Annotated in this window: 19 protein-coding genes and 1 pseudogene; 6 read left to right on the top strand and 14 right to left on the bottom strand. The window is 62.5% G+C overall.

Going from position 1 to position 24202, the window contains the following annotated elements:
• Positions 1 to 2429, bottom strand: a 2429-nt coding sequence (locus ABI213_RS18595; RefSeq protein WP_348028175.1) for a sugar-binding domain-containing protein, incomplete at its 3' end; no start/stop codon positions are given.
• A gap of 263 nt (positions 2430 to 2692) precedes the next feature.
• On the opposite strand from ABI213_RS18595, the gene ABI213_RS18590 reads away from it, so the two are divergent.
• The gene (locus ABI213_RS18590; protein WP_348006382.1) at positions 2693 to 3727 is read left to right on the top strand and encodes a helix-turn-helix transcriptional regulator; all 1035 of its coding nucleotides are present in this window, start codon (positions 2693 to 2695) and stop codon (positions 3725 to 3727) included.
• 56 nt (positions 3728 to 3783) lie between these two features.
• On the opposite strand, the gene ABI213_RS18585 is transcribed toward ABI213_RS18590, so the two are convergent.
• Positions 3784 to 4743, bottom strand: coding sequence for a recombination-associated protein RdgC (locus ABI213_RS18585; protein ID WP_348028173.1), 960 nt, complete (start codon positions 4741 to 4743; stop codon positions 3784 to 3786).
• A gap of 185 nt (positions 4744 to 4928) precedes the next feature.
• Here ABI213_RS18585 and ABI213_RS18580 point away from each other — a divergent pair, with 185 nt between their 5' ends.
• Positions 4929 to 5423 carry a Spy/CpxP family protein refolding chaperone gene (locus ABI213_RS18580; RefSeq protein WP_348005559.1) on the top strand — a complete coding sequence of 165 codons (495 nt, stop codon included), beginning with the start codon at positions 4929 to 4931 and terminating at the stop codon, positions 5421 to 5423.
• A gap of 10 nt (positions 5424 to 5433) precedes the next feature.
• Here the strand turns inward: ABI213_RS18580 and ABI213_RS18575 are convergent, their stop codons facing one another.
• The 11 genes and pseudogenes from ABI213_RS18575 to ABI213_RS18525 form a co-directional block, all read right to left on the bottom strand.
• Entirely contained in the window at positions 5434 to 5802 is a 369-nt protein-coding gene (locus ABI213_RS18575; RefSeq protein ID WP_348005560.1) for a glutaredoxin domain-containing protein, read from the bottom strand.
• A 380-nt stretch (positions 5803 to 6182) separates the two neighbouring features.
• Positions 6183 to 8849, bottom strand: coding sequence for an EAL domain-containing protein (locus ABI213_RS18570; protein ID WP_348005561.1), 2667 nt, complete (start codon positions 8847 to 8849; stop codon positions 6183 to 6185).
• 93 nt (positions 8850 to 8942) lie between these two features.
• On the bottom strand, positions 8943 to 10646 hold the full coding sequence (locus tag ABI213_RS18565) for an EAL domain-containing protein (protein WP_348028177.1): 1704 nt from the start codon (positions 10644 to 10646) through the stop codon (positions 8943 to 8945).
• Positions 10647 to 10685: 39 nt separating this feature from the next.
• Positions 10686 to 10922, bottom strand: a pseudogene (locus tag ABI213_RS18560) (GAF domain-containing protein); the annotation flags it as partial.
• Positions 10923 to 10937: 15 nt separating this feature from the next.
• The gene (locus ABI213_RS18555; RefSeq protein ID WP_348028171.1) at positions 10938 to 11909 is read right to left on the bottom strand and encodes a PAS domain S-box protein; all 972 of its coding nucleotides are present in this window, start codon (positions 11907 to 11909) and stop codon (positions 10938 to 10940) included.
• 157 nt (positions 11910 to 12066) lie between these two features.
• Positions 12067 to 12864, bottom strand: a complete 798-nt coding sequence (locus ABI213_RS18550) for a siderophore-interacting protein (protein ID WP_348005785.1) — start codon at positions 12862 to 12864, stop codon at positions 12067 to 12069.
• The gene (locus tag ABI213_RS18545; protein ID WP_348005786.1) at positions 12865 to 13488 is read right to left on the bottom strand and encodes a PadR family transcriptional regulator; all 624 of its coding nucleotides are present in this window, start codon (positions 13486 to 13488) and stop codon (positions 12865 to 12867) included.
• Positions 13489 to 13646: 158 nt separating this feature from the next.
• Positions 13647 to 15014 (bottom strand): aldehyde dehydrogenase family protein, encoded by a 1368-nt coding sequence (locus ABI213_RS18540; protein WP_348005787.1) that lies wholly within the window; start codon positions 15012 to 15014, stop codon positions 13647 to 13649.
• Entirely contained in the window at positions 15011 to 15811 is an 801-nt protein-coding gene (locus tag ABI213_RS18535) for a type 1 glutamine amidotransferase (RefSeq protein WP_348005788.1), read from the bottom strand. The genes ABI213_RS18540 and ABI213_RS18535 overlap by 4 nt, the downstream gene beginning before the upstream one ends.
• Positions 15808 to 16941 (bottom strand): iron-containing alcohol dehydrogenase, encoded by a 1134-nt coding sequence (locus tag ABI213_RS18530; RefSeq protein WP_348028169.1) that lies wholly within the window; start codon positions 16939 to 16941, stop codon positions 15808 to 15810. The genes ABI213_RS18535 and ABI213_RS18530 overlap by 4 nt, the downstream gene beginning before the upstream one ends.
• Positions 16942 to 16949: 8 nt before the next feature.
• Positions 16950 to 18326 carry a glutamine synthetase family protein gene (locus ABI213_RS18525; protein ID WP_348007670.1) on the bottom strand — a complete coding sequence of 459 codons (1377 nt, stop codon included), beginning with the start codon at positions 18324 to 18326 and terminating at the stop codon, positions 16950 to 16952.
• A gap of 223 nt (positions 18327 to 18549) precedes the next feature.
• On the opposite strand from ABI213_RS18525, the gene ABI213_RS18520 reads away from it, so the two are divergent.
• Positions 18550 to 20019 carry an amino acid permease gene (locus ABI213_RS18520; RefSeq protein WP_348007669.1) on the top strand — a complete coding sequence of 490 codons (1470 nt, stop codon included), beginning with the start codon at positions 18550 to 18552 and terminating at the stop codon, positions 20017 to 20019.
• Positions 20020 to 20189: 170 nt separating this feature from the next.
• Positions 20190 to 20912 (top strand): phosphonate utilization associated transcriptional regulator, encoded by a 723-nt coding sequence (locus ABI213_RS18515; protein WP_348007668.1) that lies wholly within the window; start codon positions 20190 to 20192, stop codon positions 20910 to 20912.
• On the opposite strand, the gene ABI213_RS18510 is transcribed toward ABI213_RS18515, so the two are convergent.
• The gene (locus ABI213_RS18510; protein WP_348028167.1) at positions 20884 to 22254 is read right to left on the bottom strand and encodes a tetratricopeptide repeat-containing glycosyltransferase family protein; all 1371 of its coding nucleotides are present in this window, start codon (positions 22252 to 22254) and stop codon (positions 20884 to 20886) included. The genes ABI213_RS18515 and ABI213_RS18510 overlap by 29 nt on opposite strands.
• 146 nt (positions 22255 to 22400) lie before the next feature.
• On the opposite strand from ABI213_RS18510, the gene ABI213_RS18505 reads away from it, so the two are divergent.
• Both ABI213_RS18505 and ABI213_RS18500 read left to right on the top strand, forming a co-directional pair.
• Positions 22401 to 23039, top strand: a complete 639-nt coding sequence (locus ABI213_RS18505) for a TetR family transcriptional regulator C-terminal domain-containing protein (RefSeq protein WP_348005166.1) — start codon at positions 22401 to 22403, stop codon at positions 23037 to 23039.
• A 17-nt stretch (positions 23040 to 23056) separates the two neighbouring features.
• On the top strand, positions 23057 to 24046 hold the full coding sequence (locus ABI213_RS18500) for an MDR family oxidoreductase (protein WP_348005165.1): 990 nt from the start codon (positions 23057 to 23059) through the stop codon (positions 24044 to 24046).
• Positions 24047 to 24202 lie beyond the last annotated feature (156 nt).

Raw genomic sequence — 24202 nt, 5'->3', positions numbered from 1 at the left:
ACTGCATCGGGCACCAGGCGACCTGCGCTGTCGACCACCTGGGCCAGCACATGGGCCATGGCATCGCGGCTGGTGCCCAAAAGGCTGGTGTCCGATGTGAGCAACAGCGCGGCCGGGGCCCCTACGGTCACCAGCTCTTTGCGGCCTATTTCCACGCCGTTGCGCAAAGCCACGGCCCGGATGCTGCCGGTTTGGTAGGGCACCCAGAAGGACGCAATAAGTTTATCGGTGGCGCTAAGCCCGCGTGATGCGAGCAGCGTGCCGTTGCGGTAGAGATCGACTTGGTCGGCGCTGGTGTAGACGTGCACGCGCATCGGGGTATCGGCGGCCACATCCCAGGTCCAGCTTTCCAGCTCGTCGAACCAGCCGTAGGCAAACGCCTGCTGCTGGCGGTTGCCCGACACCGGGCGCGCCACCGCCATTTCGATCGCACTGTTGTCCCACACCACACGGCGGTACAGGTGCTGGGGGGCTACCTGTCCGATCAGGTCGAAATCGCCACAGCCTGCGGCAAACCAGGGGTAGACGCCCCAGGCACCACCGGCCTGTTTGCCGAAATCGGAAAAATTCCCTAAGAATATGGTTTCTGTGTCGCTGTCTTTGGGAATCAGTTTGGGCACGCCCAATCCGGCCTCGCCCAAGTAGTCCCATGCGGTCCAGACGAAGTCACCCATGACAAAACGGTTATCGGTCACCAGCTTCCAGTGGTCATAGGCCGAGACCGGAAAGCTCTCCGACTGCAGCCACGCCTTGTCGGGCACCGCCAAGTGCTCCGCTGCAAATGAAGCCTTGTAGTGCACGTCGCCAAAATCGGTGTAAGACGCAACCGTAGGTGCGTTAAAGAGACCGAGGATGCCTTGCGCCCCACCCTGCATAAGAGGGCGACTGCGGTCCAGCGCACGCACCTGGGCCGCCATTTGGCGACCGATGGGTTCGGCCGCAGCGGAGTCATAGATTTCATTGGCAATCGACCAAATGACCACGGCCGGGCTGTTGCGCGACGACAGCACCCAGCTGGTCAAGTCCCGCGGCCACCAGTCGGCAAAGTACAGGTGGTAGTCATTGTCGTTTTTGGCCACATCCCACATGTCCAAAAATTCGTTGATCAGCAGCATTCCCAACTGGTCGGCAGCTTTCAGAAACTCGCGGCTAGGCGGGTTGTGGGCAATGCGGATGGCGTTGTAACCCCCCTGCTTCAGCTTGGCCATGCGCCAATACTCGTGGTCACCCAGGCTGACCGCGCCCAGCGGGCCGTTGTCGTGGTGCACATTGCCGCCGCGCAGCTTGAGCGGCGTGCCGTTGAGCAAGAAACCGTCGGTGGCACTGATCTGCACCGTGCGGATACCAAACGTCTCCACCGTCTGGTCTTGCACCGCGCCATCCACCAGTACCTGCACCACCGCCGTGTACAACGTAGGCGTACCGGGAGTCCAGGGCTGGGGGCGGGACACCGTCAGTGTCAACAGCATGTCTTGCTGTGCGCCCGCGCCCAGGCTTTGGGCTGCACTGGTGGCAGTCGCCACTTTGTGGCCCAGTGCGTCATAAAACGCCACCCGCACGGTGGCCTGCGCCGCACTGGCCAAGGTGTTTTGCACCGATACCTGCGCGCTGACGGTGGCTTCGGCAGCCGTCAATTGCTGCGTGGTCAGCCCGACGCCGAAGGTAGGAATGCTTACCCCGCCGGTCACCACCAGCCGCGTGTGCCGGTAAATGCCCGAGCCCGAGTACCAGCGGCTGTTTTTGCCGATGTTTTGCACCCGTACCGCCACCACGTTTTCGCCCGCTTTCAAGTAAGGGGTCAGGTCATAGGAAAACGCGGTGTAGCCATAGGGGTGAAAGCCCAAATGCTGGCCGTTGATCCACACGTCCGAGTTTTGGTACACGCCATCAAACTGCAATTCAAAGCGCTGGCCCGCCGCCGGATTGGCGACAAAGTGCTTGCGGTACCAACCCTCGCCACCCACAAAACGCCCGGTGGCGCGGTCTCCTTCAGTGGCATTTTTGTCAAACGGACCGATGCGTGCCGGTGCCGCATCGCTCAGTGCGGGCTGCTCGAAGATAAACAGGTGCGACGGCTGTGCCGTGGCTGCACCGTCGTCGCTGCCGCCGGGCAGGTCTTCGATGCTCCAGTCGTGCGGCAAATCCAGCGTGCGCCAGGCCTGGTCGGCAAACGCAGCCAACGCCGCAGTACCAGCGGGCTGGACACCCTGGTAGAACAACCAGTTGTCGTCAAATGACCGGGCGCGGTAATTGGCAAAGTCTTCCGCGGCTACCAAATCGGCATCTTGACCATTGCCATTGCCTCCTCCACAGGCGTGCATGAGCGGCAGAGCCGCCGTCGCCGCAGCGAAGTGCAAGAGCCGCCGACGGTTGAGTGAGGTGGGTGCGCCCGAGGAAAGTCGTAAGAAGCTCGAATCCGGTTTCTGCATCGTTGTCTCCATTTTTATTTCCCTGGGGCTGCGCCAGACTTTGGCCAGCATTTCTAGGGGAAACAAAACCATACCAACGATTCCGCAAATCTCCATTGCCGTGGGTTGCGCGAATGTGCATTCTGGCGCGTGGCATAAAAATATACATTTGCGATGTTATGGTTAATACCATTTGCTGCGGAATATTCTCCGCCCTACACTCGATATAGGGTTTCACTTGCCCATCGGCAGAGCTACACAAACCGCGTAGCCGTAGAAATAATATGAATATTTTTCAAAAAACCGTTTCCAGTGAACTGGCCAAACGTGGTCTGGAAGCGGCCCAAGAGGCAGGCATTGGTCCGCAGGAATTTCAGCGCCTTACCGGTATATCCAATATAGAAGCAAATACCCTCGGCGGAAGAATATCCGGTGATAAATTCATTTCCATGCTGAATGTGGTGGAACGTTTTTCCAATCCGTGCAATCTGATTGCGCCACCTGCGAACGACCACTGGGCCGAACCCTTCACCACCATCATCGCCGTTTTATCAAACGCACCCAACCTCCTGACAGCATTTGAAAAATGCATCGCCTACCGGGCCTTGGTCGGCCAGGTTGACGGGATGGTATTCAAACAGGCGGGGTCTGATTTTGAGTTTGAATTTTTATTGGATGGCTCAGAGCGTACGGCTATCAGCGCATTCTGTAGCTTGAATGGAGTCGTTCAATTAACCCAGCGGTATGCTGAAACCAATGGAAAAAGTATTTCACTGCCCATCCTGGAGTTAACCGGTAATAAACCACTTGGATGGAAGTATTTTAAATATTTTTCAGAGTATGAAGTCCGCTTTGGACAGGCATGCAACCGTTTATTATTGACAGTACCTTGGGCCCAGCAACCCGACGCGCAACACAATGCATTTTTGTATAAATTATTTTGCAAAAAAGCAGATGGCGAAATAAACCAGCTGAACCAATCTTCTTCGTTTGCACTCAGGGTTGAAACATTTTTAATCGAGCTATTGCAAACCCAGCCAAATGAAGATTTTGGAAATAAGGCGCTTGCCTCCAGCTGTGCACGGTTTGCCCTGTCCCGGTCGGCTTTGCATCGGCGTTTGCAAAAAGAAAACACGCATTTTCAGAACATTGTGGTGTGCGTGCGCTTGGCCCAGGCCAAACGCCTTTTAGTAGAAAACACGCGGTCGTTGTCCGAAATTGGCGACCTGTTGGGTTTCTCTTCGCCATCGGTGTTTTCACGGTTCTTTGCAGACCATACGGGCGTGTCGCCATCACATTACAGATATGGCCACGGATAGCTATCTTTAGCATAGCTGCCAGCGCAGGTAGTACCTGCGCTAGAGCCCTATTTCCCTTAAAACGGCGATTCGGCCAAGTTCACCGGCTGGAGCGGTGCGGCATCCGGCTTAGTCCCGGCCTCGCCCAGCGCCATCTCGCCGCCCAGGGCGATCAGCAGGTCGGGGATCATCTGGCGCATTTCGCCGGTGGCGATGGCCGCGTCGGCATCGAAGCCGTCTTCTTTTTCTTGCGAGGTGCCGTCGAACACGCCGTCCAGGAAGGTCACCTTTTTGACCTGCAGGCTCTCAGTGAGCACAAAGGACACGCGGCCTTCCCAGGTCATGGCCAGCTTGGTGGGCAGCTTGCCGTCGGCCACGTGCTGGCGTACCTCGTCGATGTCCAGCGCGTGGCGGGCGTATTTGACGACCGATTTGGATTCGTCGGCGGCCTTAAGTTCGCACTCGCGGTCGATGCTGAAACCGGCAGGTGGCTCTTGCGTCGTGAGCCAGGTGGCCATGGCCGTGGCGGGCGACAGGCTGGTGTTGATTTGCAGCACAGCAAAGCCGTCAATCGCCTTGACCAGCGCGGTGATGACTTCGTCGGCGCGGCCCTGGCTACCGGCGTCCATCACCAGCACCAGTGCGGCGGGGTCGATCCACACCAGCACGGCACCGCGCTTGGTGAAGGCCATGGGCAGCAACGACAGCTTCACGTCTTCGCTGATTTCTTTGCGTTCTTTTTTGCCGGGCTTGCGGCCGGTGGTGGCTTCGATCTGGGCCAGCCGCTCTTCGGACTTGCGCTTGATCACCGAGCTGGGCACGGCCTTGCTCTCAAACATCAGCTTCAGGATGAGTTGGCCGCCCACCGATTCCAGCAGCGGGCCATTGGCCACACCGCGCGGCTCGGTCCAGCCGACCGACATTTCCTGGCTCGCGCCACATTCCACAAAACGGTCTTTGCCCAGCGCAGTTTCAATCGCCAACAGGTCAGCGGCCCAGCCGGGGCCAATGCGGTACACCATCACATTTTTAAACACGGGAATTCTTTCTGCGTTGATTCACAAGAGCCGGCAATTGTCGCCGCTGGGCCGTCCACTCCAACTTTACAAAGACCCATTGCAGGGCAATTGCGGCTTTACATAGGGATTCCACACTTATCTCCAACCTGTCGCCAATCCCGGCAGCAGGCGAATATTCCCTATGTTTATCCAGGAGTTCGCACATGCCATCTATCCGTACACCGTTCAAGAGTCTTGTTTTAGCCGGTCTGTTGGCCACCTTGGGTGCGACCGCTTTTGCGGCCGACGCGCCACCGCCTCCACCGCCCGCTGCGGGCATGGCCCCACATGACCCGGCCAAGATGCAAGAGCACATGCTCAAGCGCCAGGCAGCGTTGAAGGCGCAGCTGAAAATCACCGCCGCCCAAGAAGGCGCGTGGACCACGTTCACCAGCAGCATGCAGCCGCCTGCCAAAGGCCCACGGCCCGACAAGGCCGACTTTCAGAAGCTGACCACGCCCGAACGCATCGACAAAATGCGCGCCATGCGGACCGAGCGCGATGCCGAAATGGACAAGCGTGCCGATGCCACCAAGGCGTTTTACGCAGTGCTCAGCCCCGAGCAGCAAAAGACCTTTGACACGCATGCCATGCCCCATATGCGCGGTGGTCCTGGCGAACATGGCGGCCCCGACGGCCACCCTCCTCGCAAGGGTTAAACCTGCGTACCTAGTTGGCCAGCATCTTGGCTAACTCGCCGGTCTGGATCAGCTTTTCCAGATCGGTGAAACCGCCCACCAGCGTGCCACGCACGAACACCATGGGCAAAGTGGGCCAGCCGGTCCACATCTTCAGCGCTGCACGCTCACGCCACATACTTAAATAGCTGCCGTATTCCAGGTAATGGTGCGGCACCTGCGCCGCATCCAGCGCCTTGCGGGCCTTGCGCGGAAACGGATTGGCCCGCATCCCCACCACCACCACCGCATGGGCCGCCACGGCCGCCTGTACTTCTTGCACGATGCTGCGCTGCGAGGCCGTGACCTTGTCACGGATAGCGGGATGGATGCGGCCTTCTTCCAGGATCGAACGGGGCATGAAGCCACCTCCACATAAAAAATCCGCAGCATAGCGCAGCCAGAAATAGCCGCGCCCTGCAAAGCCTGTGGATAGTTTTTGCATAAGCCGCCAGTTATCCACAGCTTGCGGCAAATTTGATAAGTTGTTCATTTGGGCGGTACACCCCGGTAGCACAGTCACACACACCCGTCAAAACAAGCTAAGTGCTTGGCCTGTAAGGCTTTAAGACACTTATCCACAGAGAGGGCGCTCCCTTACTACTACTACTATTTGATTAATAGAAGTATTAGAAGAAGATAGAACAAAATCCGAACCCCATGGCTAGCACCGGTTTCCCTGTGTTTTGCTATAAAAAGAGAAGCTATCTACGCAGAGCTAGTCTGCGCCAACCCCGGTTTTTATATAAATTGGCCGATATGCACGCCATCCGCCTGGGCGGACACGGCCATGGCGTGGGACAGCTGCTCGGTAGGCAATGGCCGGGCAAAGAAATAACCCTGGAAGGCCCGACAGCCGTGCTGGGCCAGAAAATCGCGTTGGTCGGCGGTTTCCACGCCTTCGGCAATCACGTTCAATCCCAGGCTTTGGCCCAGGCCGATGATGGTGCGGGCAATCACTGCGTCGTTGGGGTCGGTCATCACGTCGCGCACAAACGACTGGTCGATCTTGAGCTGGTCCAGCGGCAGCCGCTTGAGGTACGACAGCGAGGAATAGCCGGTGCCGAAGTCGTCCAGCGAAAAGCCCACACCCTGGGCCTGCAGGGCTTCCATCTTGGTGATGACCTGCTCGATGTCGTCCACCAGCAGGCTTTCGGTCAGCTCTAGTTTGAGCTGTGACGGCCTGGCGCCGGTGGATTGCAGTATGTCCAGCACCTGCCGCACAAAACCAGGGTGTTTGAACTGGCGCGAGCTGACATTCACCGCCATGGTGAGGTGCTCGGCGCTGTGGCGGCCGTGCCAGCTGGCCAGCAGGGTGCAGGCTTGCAGCAGCACCTGGCGGCCCAGCTCCAGGATCAGGCCGGTTTCTTCGGCCAGCGGAATAAAAGCGGCGGGCGAGACCATACCGCGTGTCGGGTGCTGCCAGCGTGCCAAGGCTTCCACACCGGTCATTTGGCCCAGGGCATTGTGCTGGGTCTGGTAGTGCAAAAACAGCCCGCCGTGTACCAGGGCCAGGCGCAAATCGGCTTCCAGCGCGGCTTTGTCGGTTACGGCAGCCTGCAGTTGCGGGTCGAAAAACCGCAGGGTGTTGCGTCCGGCGGCTTTGGCCTGGTACATGGCGATATCGGCCTGTTTCAGCAGTTCACCCACGGTATTCGGGCTGCTGCTAAAAGGTGCGATGCCGATGCTGGAGGTGCTCAGGTGTTCATGTTGGTCCAACTGGTAAGGCTGCGCCAAGGTGGACAGGATTTTTTCACCCACCCGTTTGGCCTGTTCGGCCGCCGCAACCGGGTCGTGCCCCAGCTCTTCGAGCATGACCACGAATTCATCGCCCCCCAGGCGGGCCACGGTGTCCATGCTGCGCACGCAGTGGCCCAGGCGCTGCGCCACGTGCTGCAGCAGCAGGTCGCCCTTGTCATGGCCCAGGGTGTCGTTCAGGGTTTTGAAGTTGTCTAGATCAATGAACAGCAGTGCCCCACCTTGGCCGTGGCGGGCGCTGGTGGCCAGCGCGTGGCCCAGGCGGTCCAGTAGCAGCTGGCGGTTGGGTAGCAGCGTCAGTGTGTCGTAAAAAGCCAGTTTCTCGATTTCGCGTTCGGTGGCTTTGCGCTGGGTGATATCGCTGCTGATGGACAGGATGGAATGGGGCTGGTTGTGGGCATCCGTGATCAGGGTCCAGCGGACATCCGCCTCGATGCGCTGGTCATCCTTGCGGTAGATGGCTAGCTCGCCGCGCCACTCGCCTTGTTCCATGACGGTTTGGTACGCGTGGGCTATGGCCACCGGATTGCGGTACACCTGGTGCAACAAGGTGGTCCCCACCGCTTCCTGGGAGGTCCATCCGTACAGCTGCTCGGCCCGTTTATTCAGGTACAGCACGCGCTGGTCCATGCCGCGCACGACGATGGCATCTTGGGCCTGGTCCAGCACGGTGGCCTGGTGTCGGATATGGGCATCGGACAGGCGTTTGTTCTCCTGGGTGCGCAAATGCTGGATGCCAAATGCAATATCGCCGGCCAGCTGTTGCAGCAGCGGTATTTCTTCGGAGGCAATATCCACTGTGGTGTTGGCATACAGGTAGAACAGGCCCAGAGTGCGTTCTGCGCCGCTGTCGGTGCTGCGCAATGGCAAACTGGCTACACCGCGTAAATCGTTCACCCAGGGCTCTTTCAGCCAGTTCTGGAAGATACCTTCGCGCCGGATATCAGGTACCACTACCATCTCCCCGGTGCGAACCGCCCGGCCTGCCGGGCCTTGTCCATAAGGAGAGTCTGCGGACCAGGACATGGGCCAGACGGTGAAGTGTTCGGCAATGCTGCCCGCATGGGCCACGATGGAAATGGTTTTTTCTACATCGTCCTGCGCAAACCCGACCCAGGCCATGCGGTAGCCCCCGATATCTACCGCGATGCGGCAGATGTCGTGCAACAGCGTGGATTCCGAGCTGGCCCGTACCAGAGCTTCGTTGCAGGCGGTCACCATGGAGTGGGCCCGGCTCAAGCGCGCCAGGTCTTTTTCAGTGCGCAGATGCTGGGTCACGTCGTGCGCCAACACCATGCGGGCGGCCTGGCCGTTGAATAAGAGGCTGTCGGTGGATATTTCTACATCGATGGCACTGCCGTCTTTTTTGACGTGGCATCGGGGCAGCGCATGCTGGGGATCTTCGGGCGGCAGGGCTTCTGCCTGCACGCCACCCAGGCCTATGGCGAGAAACTCGGCCCGCGAATAGCCGTAGCGGGTGGTGGCTGCCTGGTTGACTGCCAGGATGGCAAGGCCTTGCGGGTCCGTCACCCATATCGGCAACGGGTTGTTCTCAAAAAGTGTGCGGTACTGGTGTTCAGCGGCCTGCAGCTGGGTGTGGGGGATGGCCTGTGTGTCGGGGTGTAGCGCGTTCCTGGGTGTCTCTGCCATATGTATTGCTACTTTTTAGAAGGAGGTCGGCGTGGGCCCCAAAAGACATTGAACAGGTTTTTAGAACACGTTCTCAACATGCACCGCATATTCTCATGGAACGCCCAGCCGGGCCGCCACCTCCATGGCTTGCGCCAGCTGCTCGGCCGGCAATGGCCGGGCAAAGAAATACCCTTGGAAGGCCTGGCAGCCGTGCTGGGCCAGAAAATCGCGCTGGTCGGCAGTTTCCACGCCTTCGGCAATCACGTTCAGTCCCAGGCTTTGGCCCAGGCCGATGATGGTGCGGGCAATCACTGCATCGTTGGGGTCGGTCATCACGTCGCGCACAAACGACTGGTCGATCTTGAGCTGGTCCAGCGGCAGCCGCTTGAGGTACGACAGCGAGGAATAGCCGGTGCCAAAGTCGTCCAGCGAAAAACCTACGCCCTGGGCCTGCAGGGCTTCCATCTTGGTGATGACCTGCTCGATGTCGTCCACTAGCAGGCTTTCGGTCAGCTCTAGTTTGAGCTGCCGCGGGTTGGCGCCGGTCTGAGCCAGGGTGTCCATGACCTGTTGCACAAAGTCGGCATGCTTGAACTGGCGCGAGCTGACATTGACCGCCATGGTCAGCTGCTGCGTGCCGGCCTGTTGGCCCCAGTCGGCCAGCAGGGTGCAGGCTTGCAGCAGCACTTGGCGGCCCAGCTCCAGGATCAGGCCGGTTTCTTCGGCCAGCGGGATAAAAGCGGCGGGCGAGACCATACCGCGCTGCGGGTGCCACCAGCGCACCAGGGCCTCGACACCTGTCATGCCGCCCTGGGCACTGTGCTGCGACTGGTAATGCAAAAAGAATTCGTTCTGTGCCACCGCCTGGCGCAAATCGGCCTCAAGGACGGCGCGGGCGCTCACCTCGGCTTGCAACTGGGGGTCAAAAAAGCCCAGCGTGTTGCGTCCTGCCCCTTTGGCCTGGTACATGGCGATATCGGCTTGTTTGAGCACTTCGCCCACGGTATCGGGCTGGCGGCAAAACGGCGCGATGCCGATGCTGGAGCTGCTTTGGTATTCGTGCCCCGCCAGGTCGTATGGCGCGCTCAGCGCAGCCAAGATCTTTTCACCGGTGTGCTTGGCCTTGACGCCGGCGGCGCGCGGGTCGGGGCCCAGGTCTTCCAGCATCACCACAAATTCATCGCCACCCAGGCGGGCCACGGTATCGGCGGCGCGCACGCAGGCAGCCAGGCGCAGGGCCACTTGCTGCAGCAGCAAGTCGCCCTTGGCGTGGCCCAGGGTGTCGTTCAGGGTTTTGAAGTTGTCTAAATCAATGAACAGCAGCGCCCCGCCCTGGCCGCTGCGCGCGCTGGTGGCCAGGGCGTGGCCCAGGCGGTCTAGCAGCAACTGGCGGTTGGGCAGTTCGGTCAGCGGGTCGTAGAAGGCCAGCTTTTTCACTTCGCGTTCGGTGGCTTTGCGCTGGGTGATATCGGTGTTGATGGCCATGATGGAGTGCGGCTGGTCTTGCGCGTCGCGCACCAATGTCCAGCGGGCTTCAATCACCATTTGGCTGCCGTCTTTGCGGTTCTGGGCAATCTCGCCATGCCATTCGCCCTGTTCCAGCACACATTGCGAGGCAACCGCAAAGGCCTGCGGCCCGGTGGTGTAGAGGTGCTCCACCATCGACCGGCCCAGCACTTCAATGGCCTTCCAGCCGTACAGGCGCTCAGCGCTTTTGTTCCAGAACAGGATGCGGTGGTCAATGCTGCGCACCACAATGGCATCTTGCGCCTTGTCCAGCAGCGAGGCCTGGTGGTGGATTTGCGCATCGGCCAAGCGCTGGGCTTGCTGGGCGCGCAGGTGGTCGATGCCGAAGGCAATGTCGTTGGCCAGTTGCTGTAGCAGCGGCAGCTCATCGGCTCCTGCGTCCAGTAGAACGGTGGCCGTTAGGTGGAACACGCCATAGGTGCCTTGGGTGTTGCGAAGCGGCAGGCATGCGATGCTGAGTTGTTCGTTGGGGGGATACTTGGCGAGCCAGAGTTTGAAACTGGGTTCGACACGGATGTCGGGCACCAGTACTACTTCACCCTGACGTATACAGCGTGCGGAAGGCCCTTGGCCATAGGGCTAATCGACCGACCATGAGAATGGCCATGACCTCATGTCTGGATCAATCTCGCCTGCATCGGCGGCCAGTGTGATGGACTTGGCCGCATCGTTTTGGGCAAATCCCACAAATGCGGTTTTATAGCCACCGATCTCCACCGTGATGCGGCACACCTCGTGCAACAGCGCTGACTCGCTGCCAGCCCGAACCAGGGCTTCGTTGCAGGCGCTCAGCATGCGCTGGGCCCGGCCTAGACGGGCCAGGCTGCGCTCGGCCCGCAGCCGTTCGGTGATGTCGTTGACCATCACCATGCGGGCGGCCTCGCCGTTGAACTGGACGGTGCTGGTGGACATCTCCACGTCGATCACGCGGCCGTCGTGCAGGCGGTGGCGGCGGTGGCTGCGCAGCAGGCTGTGCACGCTGTCGCCCAGCAAGGTGGCCTCGGCGTCGGCATCCGTGGGGTTTTCGGCGCAACTGGTAAGGGCCAGAAATTCGGTTTGGCTGTAGCCGTAGTGGGCAACCGCTGCCGCATTGACCGCCACGATGCGTTGGCTGTGCAGCTCCCGCACCCACATGGGCAGCGGATTGCCTTCAAACAAGGCGCGGTACTGCTGCTCAGAGGCCTGCAATTGCAGCAGCACCTGGACCTGCCCGGCCAGGCTGGTGAGTGCGGTGCGCTGGGCGGCATCCAATACGTGTGGCTGCGGATCTATCACCCACAGCACCGCGACGCAGCCCGCGTCGGCGGTCCAGACCGGCGTGGCAGCGCACAGGCCCAGGCTGCCGTTGGGAAGGGTAAGGATTTGGGGTTCGGGTGAGGCGGCCAGTTGCCCAGCCAGGGTTTGCAGGTCTGCCAGCGCCAAATCGGTCGGGCCGGTGTGGGCCACCAGCGTATGCACGCCCTGGTGGACCCGCGTCAGGCTGGCGATGGGCGCAGCGCAGAGCTGGGCCGCCAGTTGCGCCAGTTGCAGGAACTGCCGGGTGGTGGGCATCAGGGCCACCGCCTGCAAAAAGGCCGACCGCGTTGTTTATCGGCTGTGGCAGTGGCTGAAAGAACCAGAGGTGCAGACATGGTGGCGTGGAGATTGGTTAGCAAATGTAGCTTCAATCCCCCCGCAATGCGGTTGCCTAGCCCGGCTTTACGGGTATTTAGGGTCCGTCGATGCTGTCGTGCGTGGCGGCGCTGCCTTGGCGCCAGTAGCCGGCGGCCTTGGTCCATTGCGCTTGCACTCCGCGCTCGCCCACCAGATGGGCGCGCAAGGCTTTGGCGGTATGGGTTTCACAGCCTACCCAGGCGTGGATGTCGCCGGGCGGCAGGGCCAGGTTGCGCAGGCGCTCCAGCAGCAGCGGCTGTTGGCCGTGGGGCTGGCCCAGGCGGTGCACCCACACCACGGTGGCATGCGCTGCGCTGGCCAGGGTTTGTTCGTCGGCCGGGCTGTCTACTTCGATCAATACCAGCGCGGGGGCAGCGGCGGGCAATTCGGCCAGACGCCTAGCGATGGCCGGAATGGCGGTGTCGTCGCCGATCAGCAGGTGGCCGTCAAAATCGGTTGGCAGCACAAAGGAGCCGCGTGGTCCGCCCACGCCCAGCGTCTGGCCTACCTGCGCCTGCGCCGCCCAGGTGGTGGCCGGGCCTGCGTCGTGCAGGGCAAAGTCGAGCACCAGGGTCAGCGCCTGCGGGTCGAAATGCTGCGGCGTGTAGTCGCGCATCGTGGGACGGGGGCTGCCTTCGGGGCCTCCGGGCAGGATGAGTTCGCCGGTGGCCGGGTCGGGAAAGAAGACTTTCACGTGGTCGTCAAAGCCGGGGCTGGTGAAGCCCGCCAGATCGGCCCCGCCCAGCGTGATGCGGACCATGTGGGGCGTGAGTTGTTCGGTGCGCACCACGGCGAGTTGGCGAAATTTCAGTTCGTGGCGGACGCGGGTGGCGGTGCGATGGGGTGTATTCATTTAAATCCTTTCGAGTTGTTGGGCGGCGTTGTCCAGAATTTGGGCAAAGGCGTGGGCTTGTTCGTCGGTCAAAGGGGCTCCGCCCAGGCGCATGCGCGCTGCCAGCTTGAAGTTTTCCAGCGCACGGACAACCTGCGGCGCGCGGCCGGGATGGGGCGTGTCGGCGTTGGCCATGCGGGCCAGCAAGGCATCGGCTTCGACGCGGTTTTCGGTGAGGAAGACCTGGCCGGTGTCGGTGATGCTGTAGAGCTTGCGACCGCCGCCGCTCTCGGCCATGGTGGTGTAGCCCAGCTCTTCCAGCAGGGTCAGGGTGGGGTAGATCACACCGGGGCTGGGGCTGTAGCTGCCGCCGAGGCGGTCGCCGATTTCTTTGATCAGCTCGTAGCCGTGGCGGGGCTTGTCGGCAATCAGTTGCAGCAGCACCAGGCGCAGGCCGCCGTGGCCAAACACCCGGCCTGGCCCGCCGCCGTGGCGCCCGCCGCGCCCGTGGTGTTCACCGCCGGGGTGGGGATGCTCACCGCGCACGTGGTGGCCGTGGTGGTGGTGACCGTGCAGTTGCTCTGCGCGGCCATGGCGCGGGCCGCCGTGTTGGGGGTGCTCGCTGCGTTTTTCAAAATGGGGCATAGATTCTTTCGATAGGATTTAGATGCCATTACGATATATCTAAATCACATCGAAAGATAGGAATGGAGGCAATGTCCCTACAGATTTTCGGGGATATTTGCTACGCTATCCATAGCTTCCAGCGCAGGTGCTACCTGCGCCAGAGGCTGATTTGGCTCTTAAGCTTGCCGCAAGTGCCAAGCTTTGGGCCGGGTGAAGGTCTGGATGCCGTAGGTCGACAGCGTCAGCCCCACACCCGAGTCTCCATGGCCGCTCCAGGGCAGGCGCGGGCTGACGCGGTCGCAGCAGTTCCAGTAGACGCTGCCCGCGTTCACCTGGGCCAGTACGGCGCGGGCGCGGGCCTCGTCGGGGCTGAAGACACCGGCGGTCAGGCCGTAGCGGGTGTCGTTCATCAGGGCCACGGCCTCGGCATCGCTGGCCACCTTCTGGATGCCGATGACGGGGCCGAAGCTTTCCTCGCGCATCAGGTCCATGCGGTGGTCTACGTTCACCAGCACCGTGGGCGCAAAGGTATTGCCGGGCAGGCGCGTGCCGCCGGTCAGCAACTGCGCGCCCTTGGCCACGGCATCGGCCACCTGCGCGTCCAGCACGTCGAGCTGGGCAGCGCGGGTGATCGCGCCAATGTAGGTGTCGTCCGCCATCGGGTCGCCCACTTTGAAGCCGTGCACCGTGTCCACAAAGGCGGCCACAAAGGCATCAAACACTTTTTCGTGCACGTAGATGCGCTCCACCGCGCAGCAGCTTTGGCCGGTGTTGTACATGGCGCCATCGGCCAGCGAGGCGGCAGCGGTGGCGGGATTCGCGTCGTCGCACACGTAGGTGGGGTCTTTGCCGCCCAGTTCGAGCTGCAGCTTGACCATGCGCGGGCCCAGGGCCTGGGCAATCTTGGCCCCGGTGGCGTACGAGCCGGTGAAGAACAGGCCGTCGATGCGCTGCGCCTGCAAGGCCGAGCCCACTTCGCCACCGCCCACGCACAGGGCCAGCACGTCGGCAGGCACACCGGCGGCGTGCAACAGCCGGACGATGGCCATGCCGGTCAGCGTGGCGAATTCAGACGGTTTGTAGAGCACGGCGTTGCCCGTCAGCAGCGCGGGCAGGATGACGTTGCAGCCCACAAACCAGGGGTAGTTCCAGGCCGAGATATTGGCCACCACGCCCAGCGGGATGTGTTGGATTTGCTCGGTCATGCCGCCGTCGGCCCACACGGTTTGGGTGGCGGTGCTGGCCTCGGCCTCGGCCAGGAAGAAGTCGATGCGGCCCAGCAGGCCGTTGAGCTCGTTGCGCGACATGGCGATGGGCTTGCCGGTTTCGGCCGTCATGGTGGCGGCCAGGGCCTCCAGCTCGGCCACCACGGAGGCGCGGAACCGGGCTATGCAGGCCAGGCGTTGGGCCAGTGGCGTGGCGGCCCAGGCGGGTTGGGCGGCTCGGGCGGCCTGGAATTTGGCGGCGACGCTGGCTGCATCGTCGGCGGGCACCTGGGTGATGGGCGCGCCGGTGGCGGGGTTGTGGATGGCAAGGGTGGTCATTTGGAGTCCTTGGAGGCCTGGGCTGTCCTTGCAGCCTCCAGAAAGTCGGTGAGCAAAGGGGTGTCGTCCAGCGTACCCAGAGCGGGCTGGTGGAATTCGGGGTGCCACTGCACGGCGGCGACATAGGCCGGGCCGGTGCTGCGGATGGCCTCAATCATGCCGTCTTCGGGGCTGCGGGCTTCGACCACAAAGCCGGGCGCCAGGTCTTTGATGGCCTGGTGGTGAATGCTATTGATTTGATTGCTGCTTGCGCCCGCCAATAGTGCGCTGAGCCGTGTTTCGGGCACTATTTCTAGCGCATGGAAGTGGTGGTCGTAGGCATCGGCATCGCGGTGCAGCACGGCCTCGGGGCGCTGGGTGGCGATGTCCTGGTACAGCGTACCGCCAAAGGCTACGTTGATCAGCTGCAAGCCCCGGCAGACGCCAAACACCGGCTTGCCCGCCGCCACAAAGGCGCGCACCAGGGCCTGCTCGTAGCCGTCGCGGATGCGGTCGCCGCTCCAGCGCTCTTGCAGCGGGGTTTCGCCGTAGCTGCCAGGCCATACGTCGGCCCCGCCATGCAGTACCAGGCCGTCCAGCCAGTGGGCGTAGTCGCTGTAGCCGATGTCGCCGCGTGCGGTGTCCCCGGCGGGCGACGGCACCATCACCGGCAGCGCACCGCCGGACATGATCCAGTGCGCCATCGACTGTTCTACGTACTGCAGCGTCTTTTTGGCAAACGCAGCGCGGGCCGGGTCGGGGTGCAAAAAGCAGGCGCTGATGCCGATCTTCAAGCGATTTTTAGACGGCTGGTTCACATGGCCTCCAAAAACAGCGCCTCGAAGTCTGCCGCCGTGCAGGGCCGCGGATTGGTCTGGTGGCACATGTCGGCGGTGGCAATTTCCACCAGGCGCGGCAGGTGCTCGGGCCGCACGCCCAAGTCGGCCAAGCGGGTGGTGATGCCCACGTCTGCCTTGAGCTGGCGCAGCCAGTCCACAAAGGCCGCGCCACCGCCGGGCACCTTGCACACGTGGGCCAGCTCGTCGAACTTGGCAGGCACGGCTGCATAGTTCCAGGCCATCACGGTGTCGATCATCAGCGCGTTGGCCAGGCCGTGGTGCAGATCGCACACGGCACCCAGGGCGTGGGCGCAGGAATGCACAGCGCCCAGGTCTTTCTGGAACGCAATCGCGCCCATCATCGAGGCCATCATCATGTCGCCACGGGCCTGCAGGTTGCCGGGTTCACGCACCGCCGTGCGCAGGGCGGCAGCGGCAATGCGCGTTCCCTCCAGCGCAATGCCGTCGCACAGCGGGTGGTAGGCGGGCGACAGGTAGCTTTCGATGTTGTGCGTGAGGGCGTCCATGCCGGTGGCGGCGGTCACGTGGGCGGGCAGGCCCAGGGTGAGTTCGGGGTCGGCAAACACGGTTTTGGCCAGAATGGCGGCGCTGAACACCACGCGTTTGAGGTGCGTGTCGTTTTCGCTCACCACGCTGGAGCGGCCCACTTCCGAGCCGGTGCCCGAGGTGGTGGGCAGCGCCACAAAGTAGGGCAGCGGCTGGCTGATGGGGCGCACGCTGGGGTGGTCCCACACGTATTCCAAAATGTCGCCCGGGTGCGTGGCCGGAATGCCCACTACCTTGGCCACGTCCAGCGCCGCGCCGCCACCAAAGCCGATCACACAGTCGGCGTTATGGGCTTTGAAGGCTGCGGCACCGTTCATCACCTGGCTGCAGGTGGGGTTGCCAAATACGCCGCTGAACACAGCCACGTCCAGCCCTGTCAGATGGGTTAAAAACTCGGCCATCACCGGCAACGCGGCCAGGGCCTTGTCGGTAACGATGAGCGGGCGTTTTAGGCCCTGGTCGAGCAGGTGCTGTGCCACGAGCTTGCGGGCACCGGGGCCGAATTTGATTGGCGTGGGGAAGGCGAAGGAAGAGAGTGTCATGGTGGTTTTCAGATGATTTCAAAGTAGCGTTTCATTTCCCAGTCGGTCACCGCGTCCAGCCACTGCCGCCACTCCCATTCGCGGGTGGCGGCAAAGTGGTCGACAAACGCGTCGCCGAACCAGTCGCGGGCAATGCTGGACTGCTGGAAGTTGCGGGTGGTTTCAATCAGCGTGCGCGGCGCGCGGGCGATGTGCTCCGCACCGCCATTGGTGCCGGTGATGGGCGGGGTAGTCAGCTTGAGGCCTTTTTCTACGCCGTCCAGCCCGGCGGCGATCACGGCGGCCATGGCCAGGTAGGGGTTCACATCGGCGCCGGGGCAGCGGGTTTCCAGCCGCGTGGCTTTGGGGCTGCCCGCGATGACGCGGAAGCTGGCGGTGCGGTTGTCGATACCCCAGGTGGGTTTGACCGGAGCCCAGAAGCCATCCACCAGGCGCTTGTAGCTGTTGATGGTGGGCCAAATCATCGGGCCAAATTCCATCAGGCAGGCCACCTGCCCGGCCAGATAGCTCTCAAACAGCGGGCTCATCTTGCGCGGGTTGCTGGCATCGAAAAACAGGTTGTTTTTCCCATCGCTCAAGCTTTGGTGGATATGGCCGCTGCAGCCCGGCATGTTCTGGTGCGGCTTGGCCATGAAGCTGGGCATGACGCCAAAGCGCGCGCCGATTTCCTTGGCCCCGGTTTTGAACAGAATCGCCCGGTCCGCCTGGGCCAGCGCTTCGCTGAAGCCAATCGCCACCTCGAACACGCCCGGCCCGGTTTCGGTGTGCAGGCCTTCGATGGGTACGCCAAAGGCCAGCATCTCGTCCATCAGGGCGTTGAAAAAGGGCCGGTTCTGGTTCATGCGCAACAGCGAATAGCCAAACATGCCGGGGGTCAGCGGTGTGGCGCCCACGCCCTTTTTATCGGCCCAGCTTTGCGGTGTTTCCAGGAAGTTGAACCACTCGAACTCCATGCCGGTCATCACCTGGAAACCCATTTTCTCGGCGCGCTGGAGCACTTTTTTGAGCGTCTGGCGCGGGCACAGCGGATGCGGCGAACCATCGGCCAGCACAAACTCACCCAGAAAAAACGGCACCTTGTCGTCCCAGGGCACGTTGCGGGCGGTGTCCAGGTCGAGCCGGGCCAGCGCGTCGGGGAAGCCGTGCTGCCAGCCGGTGACGGTGGTGTTGTCGTAACAGACGTCCAGCATGTCCCAGCCCAACACCACGTCGCAGAAGCCGAAGCCGCCCGCCGGATAGGGTTCGGCTGCGCCCATGAACTTGTCGATGTGCAGGTATTTGCCGCGCAGCACGCCGTCGATGTCGGCCACCGCCACTTTGACCTTGGCGGCGCCGGAGGCTTGCAGCGCGGCCAGGGCCGGGTGCAGGGAAGAAGTTGTTGCCATCTTGTCTCTCGCTGTATTTTTAGGATGCCCATCCATTCAAGCGCGTAGACCGGTACTTGTCAATTGCGATTCTGTAGATTGTTAACAATCTGCATTTTTATCTTGCCATAGCGGCGTATCGCGGTTACACCGCCAAAGCAGTTTCCATCGTCGCGCGCTCTCAAGACCAGGCATGGGATGTGCATAGGTTCATTTTCCATTCATAATTTTTGAGAGGTACTTGATGTCACTTTCTTCCCAACCGGCTGCCGACGATGCCAGCGTGCTGCAAAGCATGGGCTACAAGCAAGAGCTGTCGCGCACCATGAATCCGTTTTCCAACTTCGCGATTTCCTTTTCCATCATTTGTATTTTGTCGGGCGGCATCAACTCGCTGTCGCAGGGCATTTCGGGCGTGGGTGGCGCAGCGATCGGCATTGGATGGCTGATCGGCAGCGCCATCAGCCTGGTGTTTGCGCTGGGCATGGCGCAGATCGGATCGGCGTTTCCCACGGCTGGCGGCCTGTACCACTGGAGCTCGATTCTGGGCGGGCGCGGTTGGGGCTGGCTGACCGCCTGGCTGAACCTGCTGGGCCTGGTCACGGTCTTGGGTGCCATCAACGTCGGCACGTTTTACTTCTTTATAGGTGCGTTTGGCACCAGCTTGGGGTGGGAACCCAACTTTGCCACCCAGGCCGCATTTGTGGTGGGCATCACCGCCGTGCAAGCTCTGGCCAACCATGTGGGCATCAAACTGACGGCGTTTTTGACCGACATCAGCGGCTACCTGATCTTCGCCACCGCCATTGCCCTGACCGTGGCCTTGCTGGCCTACGCACCCAGCCATGACGTGTCGCGCCTGTTCACCTTCAAGAACTACAGCGGCCCCCTCGGCGGCGATGTCTGGCCCGCCACGCAAAGCATGTGGCTGCTGTTCGGCCTGGGTTTGCTGCTGCCGATCTACACCATCACCGGCTTTGACGCCTCGGCCCACACCGCCGAAGAAACCGTCGGCGCCTCCAGCGCCGTGCCCAAGGGCATCGTGACCTCGGTGCTGTACTCGTCCCTGTTTGGCTACCTGATGTTGTGCGCGTTTGTGATCGCCATCCCCGACATGGACAAAGCCGCGGCCTCGGGCGGCAACGTGTTCTTTGGCACCATGGACGCGGTGCTGCCGGCAGGCCTGAAAAATGTTCTGTACTGGGCCATCACCGCCTCGCAATTCCTCTGCGGCCTGGCCACGGTGACCTCGGCTTCGCGCATGATCTTTGCGTTTGCCCGGGATGGCGGCCTGCCCGCCTCCAATATGTTGAAGACCGTGCACGCCACGCTCAAATCCCCGGTGGCCGCCATCTGGACGGCCTGCACCATCGCCGTGCTGTTCACCCTGTACACCCCGGCGTACACCACCATCGTGTCGGTCACCGTGATCTTCATCTTCATCTCTTACGGCCTGCCGATTGCCCTGGGCGGTCTGGCCTACGGCAAGACCTGGACCAAGATGGGCCCGTGGAACATGGGGCCGGTGTTCCGCCTGATCGCGGTGCTGGTGACCTTGGCCGCAGCCTTGATCTTGTTCCTGGGCGTGCAGCCACCGAACGACGCGGCCTTGCAGATCACGCTGGGCTTTTTGGCGCTGACGGCGGTGGTCTGGTTCGGCTTTGAGCGCCGCCGTTTCAAAGGCCCACCTGTGGCCAGCATGACGGCAAAGTAGATAGAGCTGTCACTTACCCCCAGACTGCAGCGCTACGCGTCTTTCGCCAACCCCCTTGCAGGGGGCAACACCAGTAGCCTGGCAAAGCCAGTTCTGCGGTGTTTCTGGAAGGTGTTCGTTCTCGCTGTTGCGGGAGTTGGCGGTTACGAAAAGTAGATTAAATTCAGGGAATGTCAGTCCCCCATCCCACGATCGCCCTCCTGCAAACCAGTTCCCTCACCAGCGTGGTGCAGCAGGAGCTGGAGAGGGCGATTCTGGTGGGCGAATACCCCCCCGGTAGCAAACTGATCGAAGCCACGCTGGCCCTCAAACTGGGGGTTTCGCGCGGCCCGGTGCGCGAAGCCTTTCGCATGCTGGAAGAAGGCGGCCTGCTGCGGGTTGAAAAAAACCGGGGTGTGTTCGTGCGCGACATCCCCACCGCAGAAGCCATCGAGATCTTTGACCTGCGCGCCACCCTGGACGAGCTGGTGGGCCGCCAGCTGGCGGTGCACATCACCCCCGCGCAGCTCAAGGAAATCAAGGCCTTGGTGGCCGACATGGAGCGCCAGGTCAAGGCCCAGGACGCGTACAACTACCACCTGCTGAACCTGAAGTTCCACGACCGCCTGGTCGAGCTGGCGGGCAACCGCAAACTCACCGACATCTACCGCAAGCTGATCAAGGAACTGTCGCTGTTTCGCCGCCTGAACCTGGCCGACAGTTGGCTCATGCCCATCACCGCCAACGAGCACCGTCCCATCGTGGCCGCCATCGCCTCGGGTGACCCCGATGCCGCCGGCCGCGCCATGTTCGAGCACGCCATGGACAGCAAAAACCGCACCATCGCCAACGAGCTGGAGCGCGCCACCAGCGTGCCGCTACCGGTCAAAACCCCGCGCCGCAAACGCGTGTAAACGCACCTAGCGCGGCGGCCACTTCTTCGATCACCGGCCCCCAGCCACCGCCCGCCGGTTGGCGAAACAAGCGCACCGCGCCCGGATACCAGGGCGAATCGGACCGCTCTTTCAGCCAGCGCCAGTCGGGCAGATAGTCGGGCAGCAGCACCCAGCAGGGTTTGTTCAAGGCACCCGCCAGATGGGCCACGGCGGTGTCCACGCTAATGAGCAGATCCAGTTGGTCAACGATGGCCGCCGTGTCGGCGAAGTCGTGGATCTGGGGGCCCAGCGCGGTGGTCAGCCACGGTGTGGATTCGTCCTCTCCCGCGCCTTTTTGCAGGCTGATGAAAGCGATGCCCGGCACGGCGGCCAGGGGCTGCAGCGTAGCCAGGTGGGGCAGCGAGCGCTCGGCATCGTTTTCAAAGCGCGGGTTGCCCTTCCACACCAGGCCCACGCGCAATGCTTGGGTTGGCAAGTGCGGTGCCCAGGCGGCCACCAGGGCGGGCTCGGCGCGCAGGTAAGGCAAGGTGGCGGGCACCGTGTCCAGCCGCGTCTGGCACAGCGCGGGCAGGCTCAGCAGTGGGGTCCAGCAGTCGGTGGGCGGCACGTCTTCGTCAAAGCCCACCAGCGCATCCACGCCGGGCAGCGTGGCCAGCAGGCGTTTCAACGGTGGGTGGCACAGCAGGGTGACGTGCCCGGCCCCGCGCGCCTTCAGTTCGGCACAGTAGCGGCCAAACTGCAGCATGTCGCCATGCCCGGCCTCAAAGCCCACCAGCACCGACCGGCCCGCCAGCGGCTCGCCCCGCCAGCGCGGGCAGTGCAGTTGCCGGGCCAATGCTGCGTACCAGTCACGCCATTCAAACTGCGCCCAACCTTCTTCCCATTGCCCTTGGCGCAGCAGCAGATAGGCCAGGTTGAAGCGCGCCTTGGCGTGCTGCGGGTCCAGCGCGATGGCTTCACGGCAGGCTTCTTCGGACTCCAGCTCCAGCCCCATGCGGGCGTACACCGCGCCCAGGTTGCACCAGGTGTCGGGGTCGTCGCGCCGCAGCCGCAACGCCTGGGCGCAGGCCACTTCTGCATCGTCGAGCTGGCGCAGCAGCAGCAGCACCCCGGCCAGGTTGACCCAGGTTTGCGGCAGCGTGGGGTTGTGGGCGATCGCCGTGCGGTAGCAGTCTGCCGCCTCGGCCAGCGCGCCCCGGGCTTCCAGCGCGAGCCCCAGGTTGGCATGGGCCTCGGCCAGGGTGGGTGCCAGCGCAATGGCTTGGCGCAGGCAGCTTTCGGCTCCGGCGGCGTCGCCTGCGGTGAGGCGCTGGGTGCCTTCAAAAAACAGCGCTTCGGCGGTGGGTAAGGGTTTTGCCATCGGGGTATTTTCAGTCTTCCGGGCCATTCGGCAATAGTCCTAAAAAGATAGCTTTTAGTGTAGATAGCATCTGCGCTGGCACCCTATTTTTTGTAAATTCAAATAGGGACTGGATATTTAAAGACGATTGGTCTAATATTGCGGCCATGCCCTCTGTTCCCGCCCTCCACCGCCCCCGTGGCCGCCCCGCTAAAAGTGGGCGAGACCCCGCCGACACCCGTGCACTGTTGGTGCGGCGCGCCACCGAGATGCTTACGGTGCAGGGTGTGAGTGCCACGGCGCTGGACGCGGTGCTGCAGTCGGTGCAGGTGCCCAAGGGTTCGTTTTACCATTTCTTCGAGAGCAAAGATGCGTTTGTCATGGCGGCACTGGACGGCTATGCCAGCTACTTTGCGCGCAAGCTGGACCGGCATTTTTTGGAACCTGCTACCCCACCGCTGACCCGCCTGGCCCACTTTGTGGACGATGCCTGCCGGGGCATGGAGCGCTATGCTTTCCAGCGTGGATGCCTGGTGGGCAACCTGGGGCAAGAAGTCAGCGGCCTGGGCGAGCCGCTGCGCCTGCGGCTGGAGGCCGTGCTGTGCGACTGGGAGCAGCGTCTGGCGCGCTGCCTGGCCGATGCCATGGCCGCCGGGCAATTGGCTGCACAGGCCGACTGCGCTGCGCTGGCCCACGCTTTTTGGGTTGGTTGGGAGGGGGCGGTGCTGCGGGCGCGGCTGGTCCGGTCTACCGCGCCGCTGCAGGCTTTTTTTCAACTCTTTCTGGCCGCCCTGCCGCGACCGTAAATTTCAGGAGACACACCATGTTCAAAGGCATTCTGGTCACCAAAGACGACGCGGGCTACCGCGCTACGTTGCAAGACATCGACGAAGCAGTGCTGGGCGATGGCGATGTCACCGTGCAAGTGGAATGGTCCACCCTCAACTACAAAGACGGCCTGGCCCTCACCGGCGTGTCGCCCGTGGTGCGGCGCTTCCCCTTGGTTCCGGGCATCGACTTTGCGGGCACGGTGACGCACAGCGTGCACGCCGCCTGGAAGCTGGGCGACCGGGTGATTTTGAACGGCTGGGGCGTGGGCGAAAGCCACAGCGGCGGCCTGGCCCAGCAGGCCCGTGTGCCCGGCGACTGGCTGGTCGCTCTGCCCCCGGCCTTCACCACGCGCCAGGCCATGGCCATCGGCACGGCAGGCTACACCGCCATGCTGTGCGTGCTGGCCCTGGAAAAGCACGGTATCCGCCCGGCCGACGGCGAGATTTTGGTCACCGGGGCCAACGGCGGGGTCGGCAGCGTGGCCATCGCCCTGCTGGCCAAGCTAGGCTACACCGTGGTGGCCAGCACCGGCCGCCCGGCCGAGGCCGACTACCTGCACGCCCTGGGGGCCCACAACATCATCGACCGCACTGAGCTCAGCGCCCCCGGCAAACCGCTGGGCAAGGAACGCTGGGCCGGGGTGGTCGATGCCGTGGGCAGCCACACTCTGGCCAACGCCTGCGCTACCACCCGGCGCGCGGGGGCCGTAGCGGCTTGCGGACTGGCGGGGGGTATGGACTTTCCGGCCAGTGTGGCCCCGTTCATCCTGCGCGGCATCACCCTGTATGGCATTGACAGCGTGATGTGCCCCCTACCCCAGCGCCAGCAAGCCTGGCAACGGCTGGCGCAAGACCTGGACGTGGCCAAGCTGGAAGCCATGGTGCACGAAATCGGCTTGGACACCGCCGTGGCCGTGGGGGCTGAATTGCTGAAAGGCAGCGTGCGCGGACGGGTGGTGGTGGACGTGCAACGGGCGCTATAGAAAGAAGAGCTGTTTGCGCAGGTAGCACCTGCTCTGACGGCTCTTTTTATCTAAATTCGACTAGTGGTTGTGGCGCGGCGGGGTCGCGGCGATACCCCGGTATTTCAGGGCAAATTCCAGCACGCCGCCGCCGTCCAACTGGCCGGTTTTCTCCCG

This window comes from Rhodoferax sp. (assembly GCF_039922535.1).
Taxonomy (GTDB): Bacteria; Pseudomonadota; Gammaproteobacteria; order Burkholderiales; family Burkholderiaceae_C; genus Rhodoferax_B.
The sequence above is the reverse complement of the archived record's forward strand: the minus strand, read 5'-3'. Positions and strand labels throughout refer to the sequence as shown.

Coding starts and splice junctions, on each gene's coding strand:
- ABI213_RS18590 (WP_348006382.1), top strand. CDS start 2,693: ATGAATATTTTTCAAAAAACCGTTTCCAGTGAACTGGCCAAACGTGGT.
- ABI213_RS18580 (WP_348005559.1), top strand. CDS start 4,929: ATGCCATCTATCCGTACACCGTTCAAGAGTCTTGTTTTAGCCGGTCTG.
- ABI213_RS18575 (WP_348005560.1), bottom strand. CDS start 5,802: ATGCCCCGTTCGATCCTGGAAGAAGGCCGCATCCATCCCGCTATCCGT.
- ABI213_RS18570 (WP_348005561.1), bottom strand. CDS start 8,849: ATGGCAGAGACACCCAGGAACGCGCTACACCCCGACACACAGGCCATC.
- ABI213_RS18555 (WP_348028171.1), bottom strand. CDS start 11,909: ATGCCCACCACCCGGCAGTTCCTGCAACTGGCGCAACTGGCGGCCCAG.
- ABI213_RS18550 (WP_348005785.1), bottom strand. CDS start 12,864: ATGAATACACCCCATCGCACCGCCACCCGCGTCCGCCACGAACTGAAA.
- ABI213_RS18545 (WP_348005786.1), bottom strand. CDS start 13,488: ATGCCCCATTTTGAAAAACGCAGCGAGCACCCCCAACACGGCGGCCCG.
- ABI213_RS18540 (WP_348005787.1), bottom strand. CDS start 15,014: ATGACCACCCTTGCCATCCACAACCCCGCCACCGGCGCGCCCATCACC.
- ABI213_RS18530 (WP_348028169.1), bottom strand. CDS start 16,941: ATGACACTCTCTTCCTTCGCCTTCCCCACGCCAATCAAATTCGGCCCC.
- ABI213_RS18525 (WP_348007670.1), bottom strand. CDS start 18,326: ATGGCAACAACTTCTTCCCTGCACCCGGCCCTGGCCGCGCTGCAAGCC.
- ABI213_RS18520 (WP_348007669.1), top strand. CDS start 18,550: ATGTCACTTTCTTCCCAACCGGCTGCCGACGATGCCAGCGTGCTGCAA.
- ABI213_RS18515 (WP_348007668.1), top strand. CDS start 20,190: ATGTCAGTCCCCCATCCCACGATCGCCCTCCTGCAAACCAGTTCCCTC.
- ABI213_RS18510 (WP_348028167.1), bottom strand. CDS start 22,254: ATGGCAAAACCCTTACCCACCGCCGAAGCGCTGTTTTTTGAAGGCACC.
- ABI213_RS18505 (WP_348005166.1), top strand. CDS start 22,401: ATGCCCTCTGTTCCCGCCCTCCACCGCCCCCGTGGCCGCCCCGCTAAA.
- ABI213_RS18500 (WP_348005165.1), top strand. CDS start 23,057: ATGTTCAAAGGCATTCTGGTCACCAAAGACGACGCGGGCTACCGCGCT.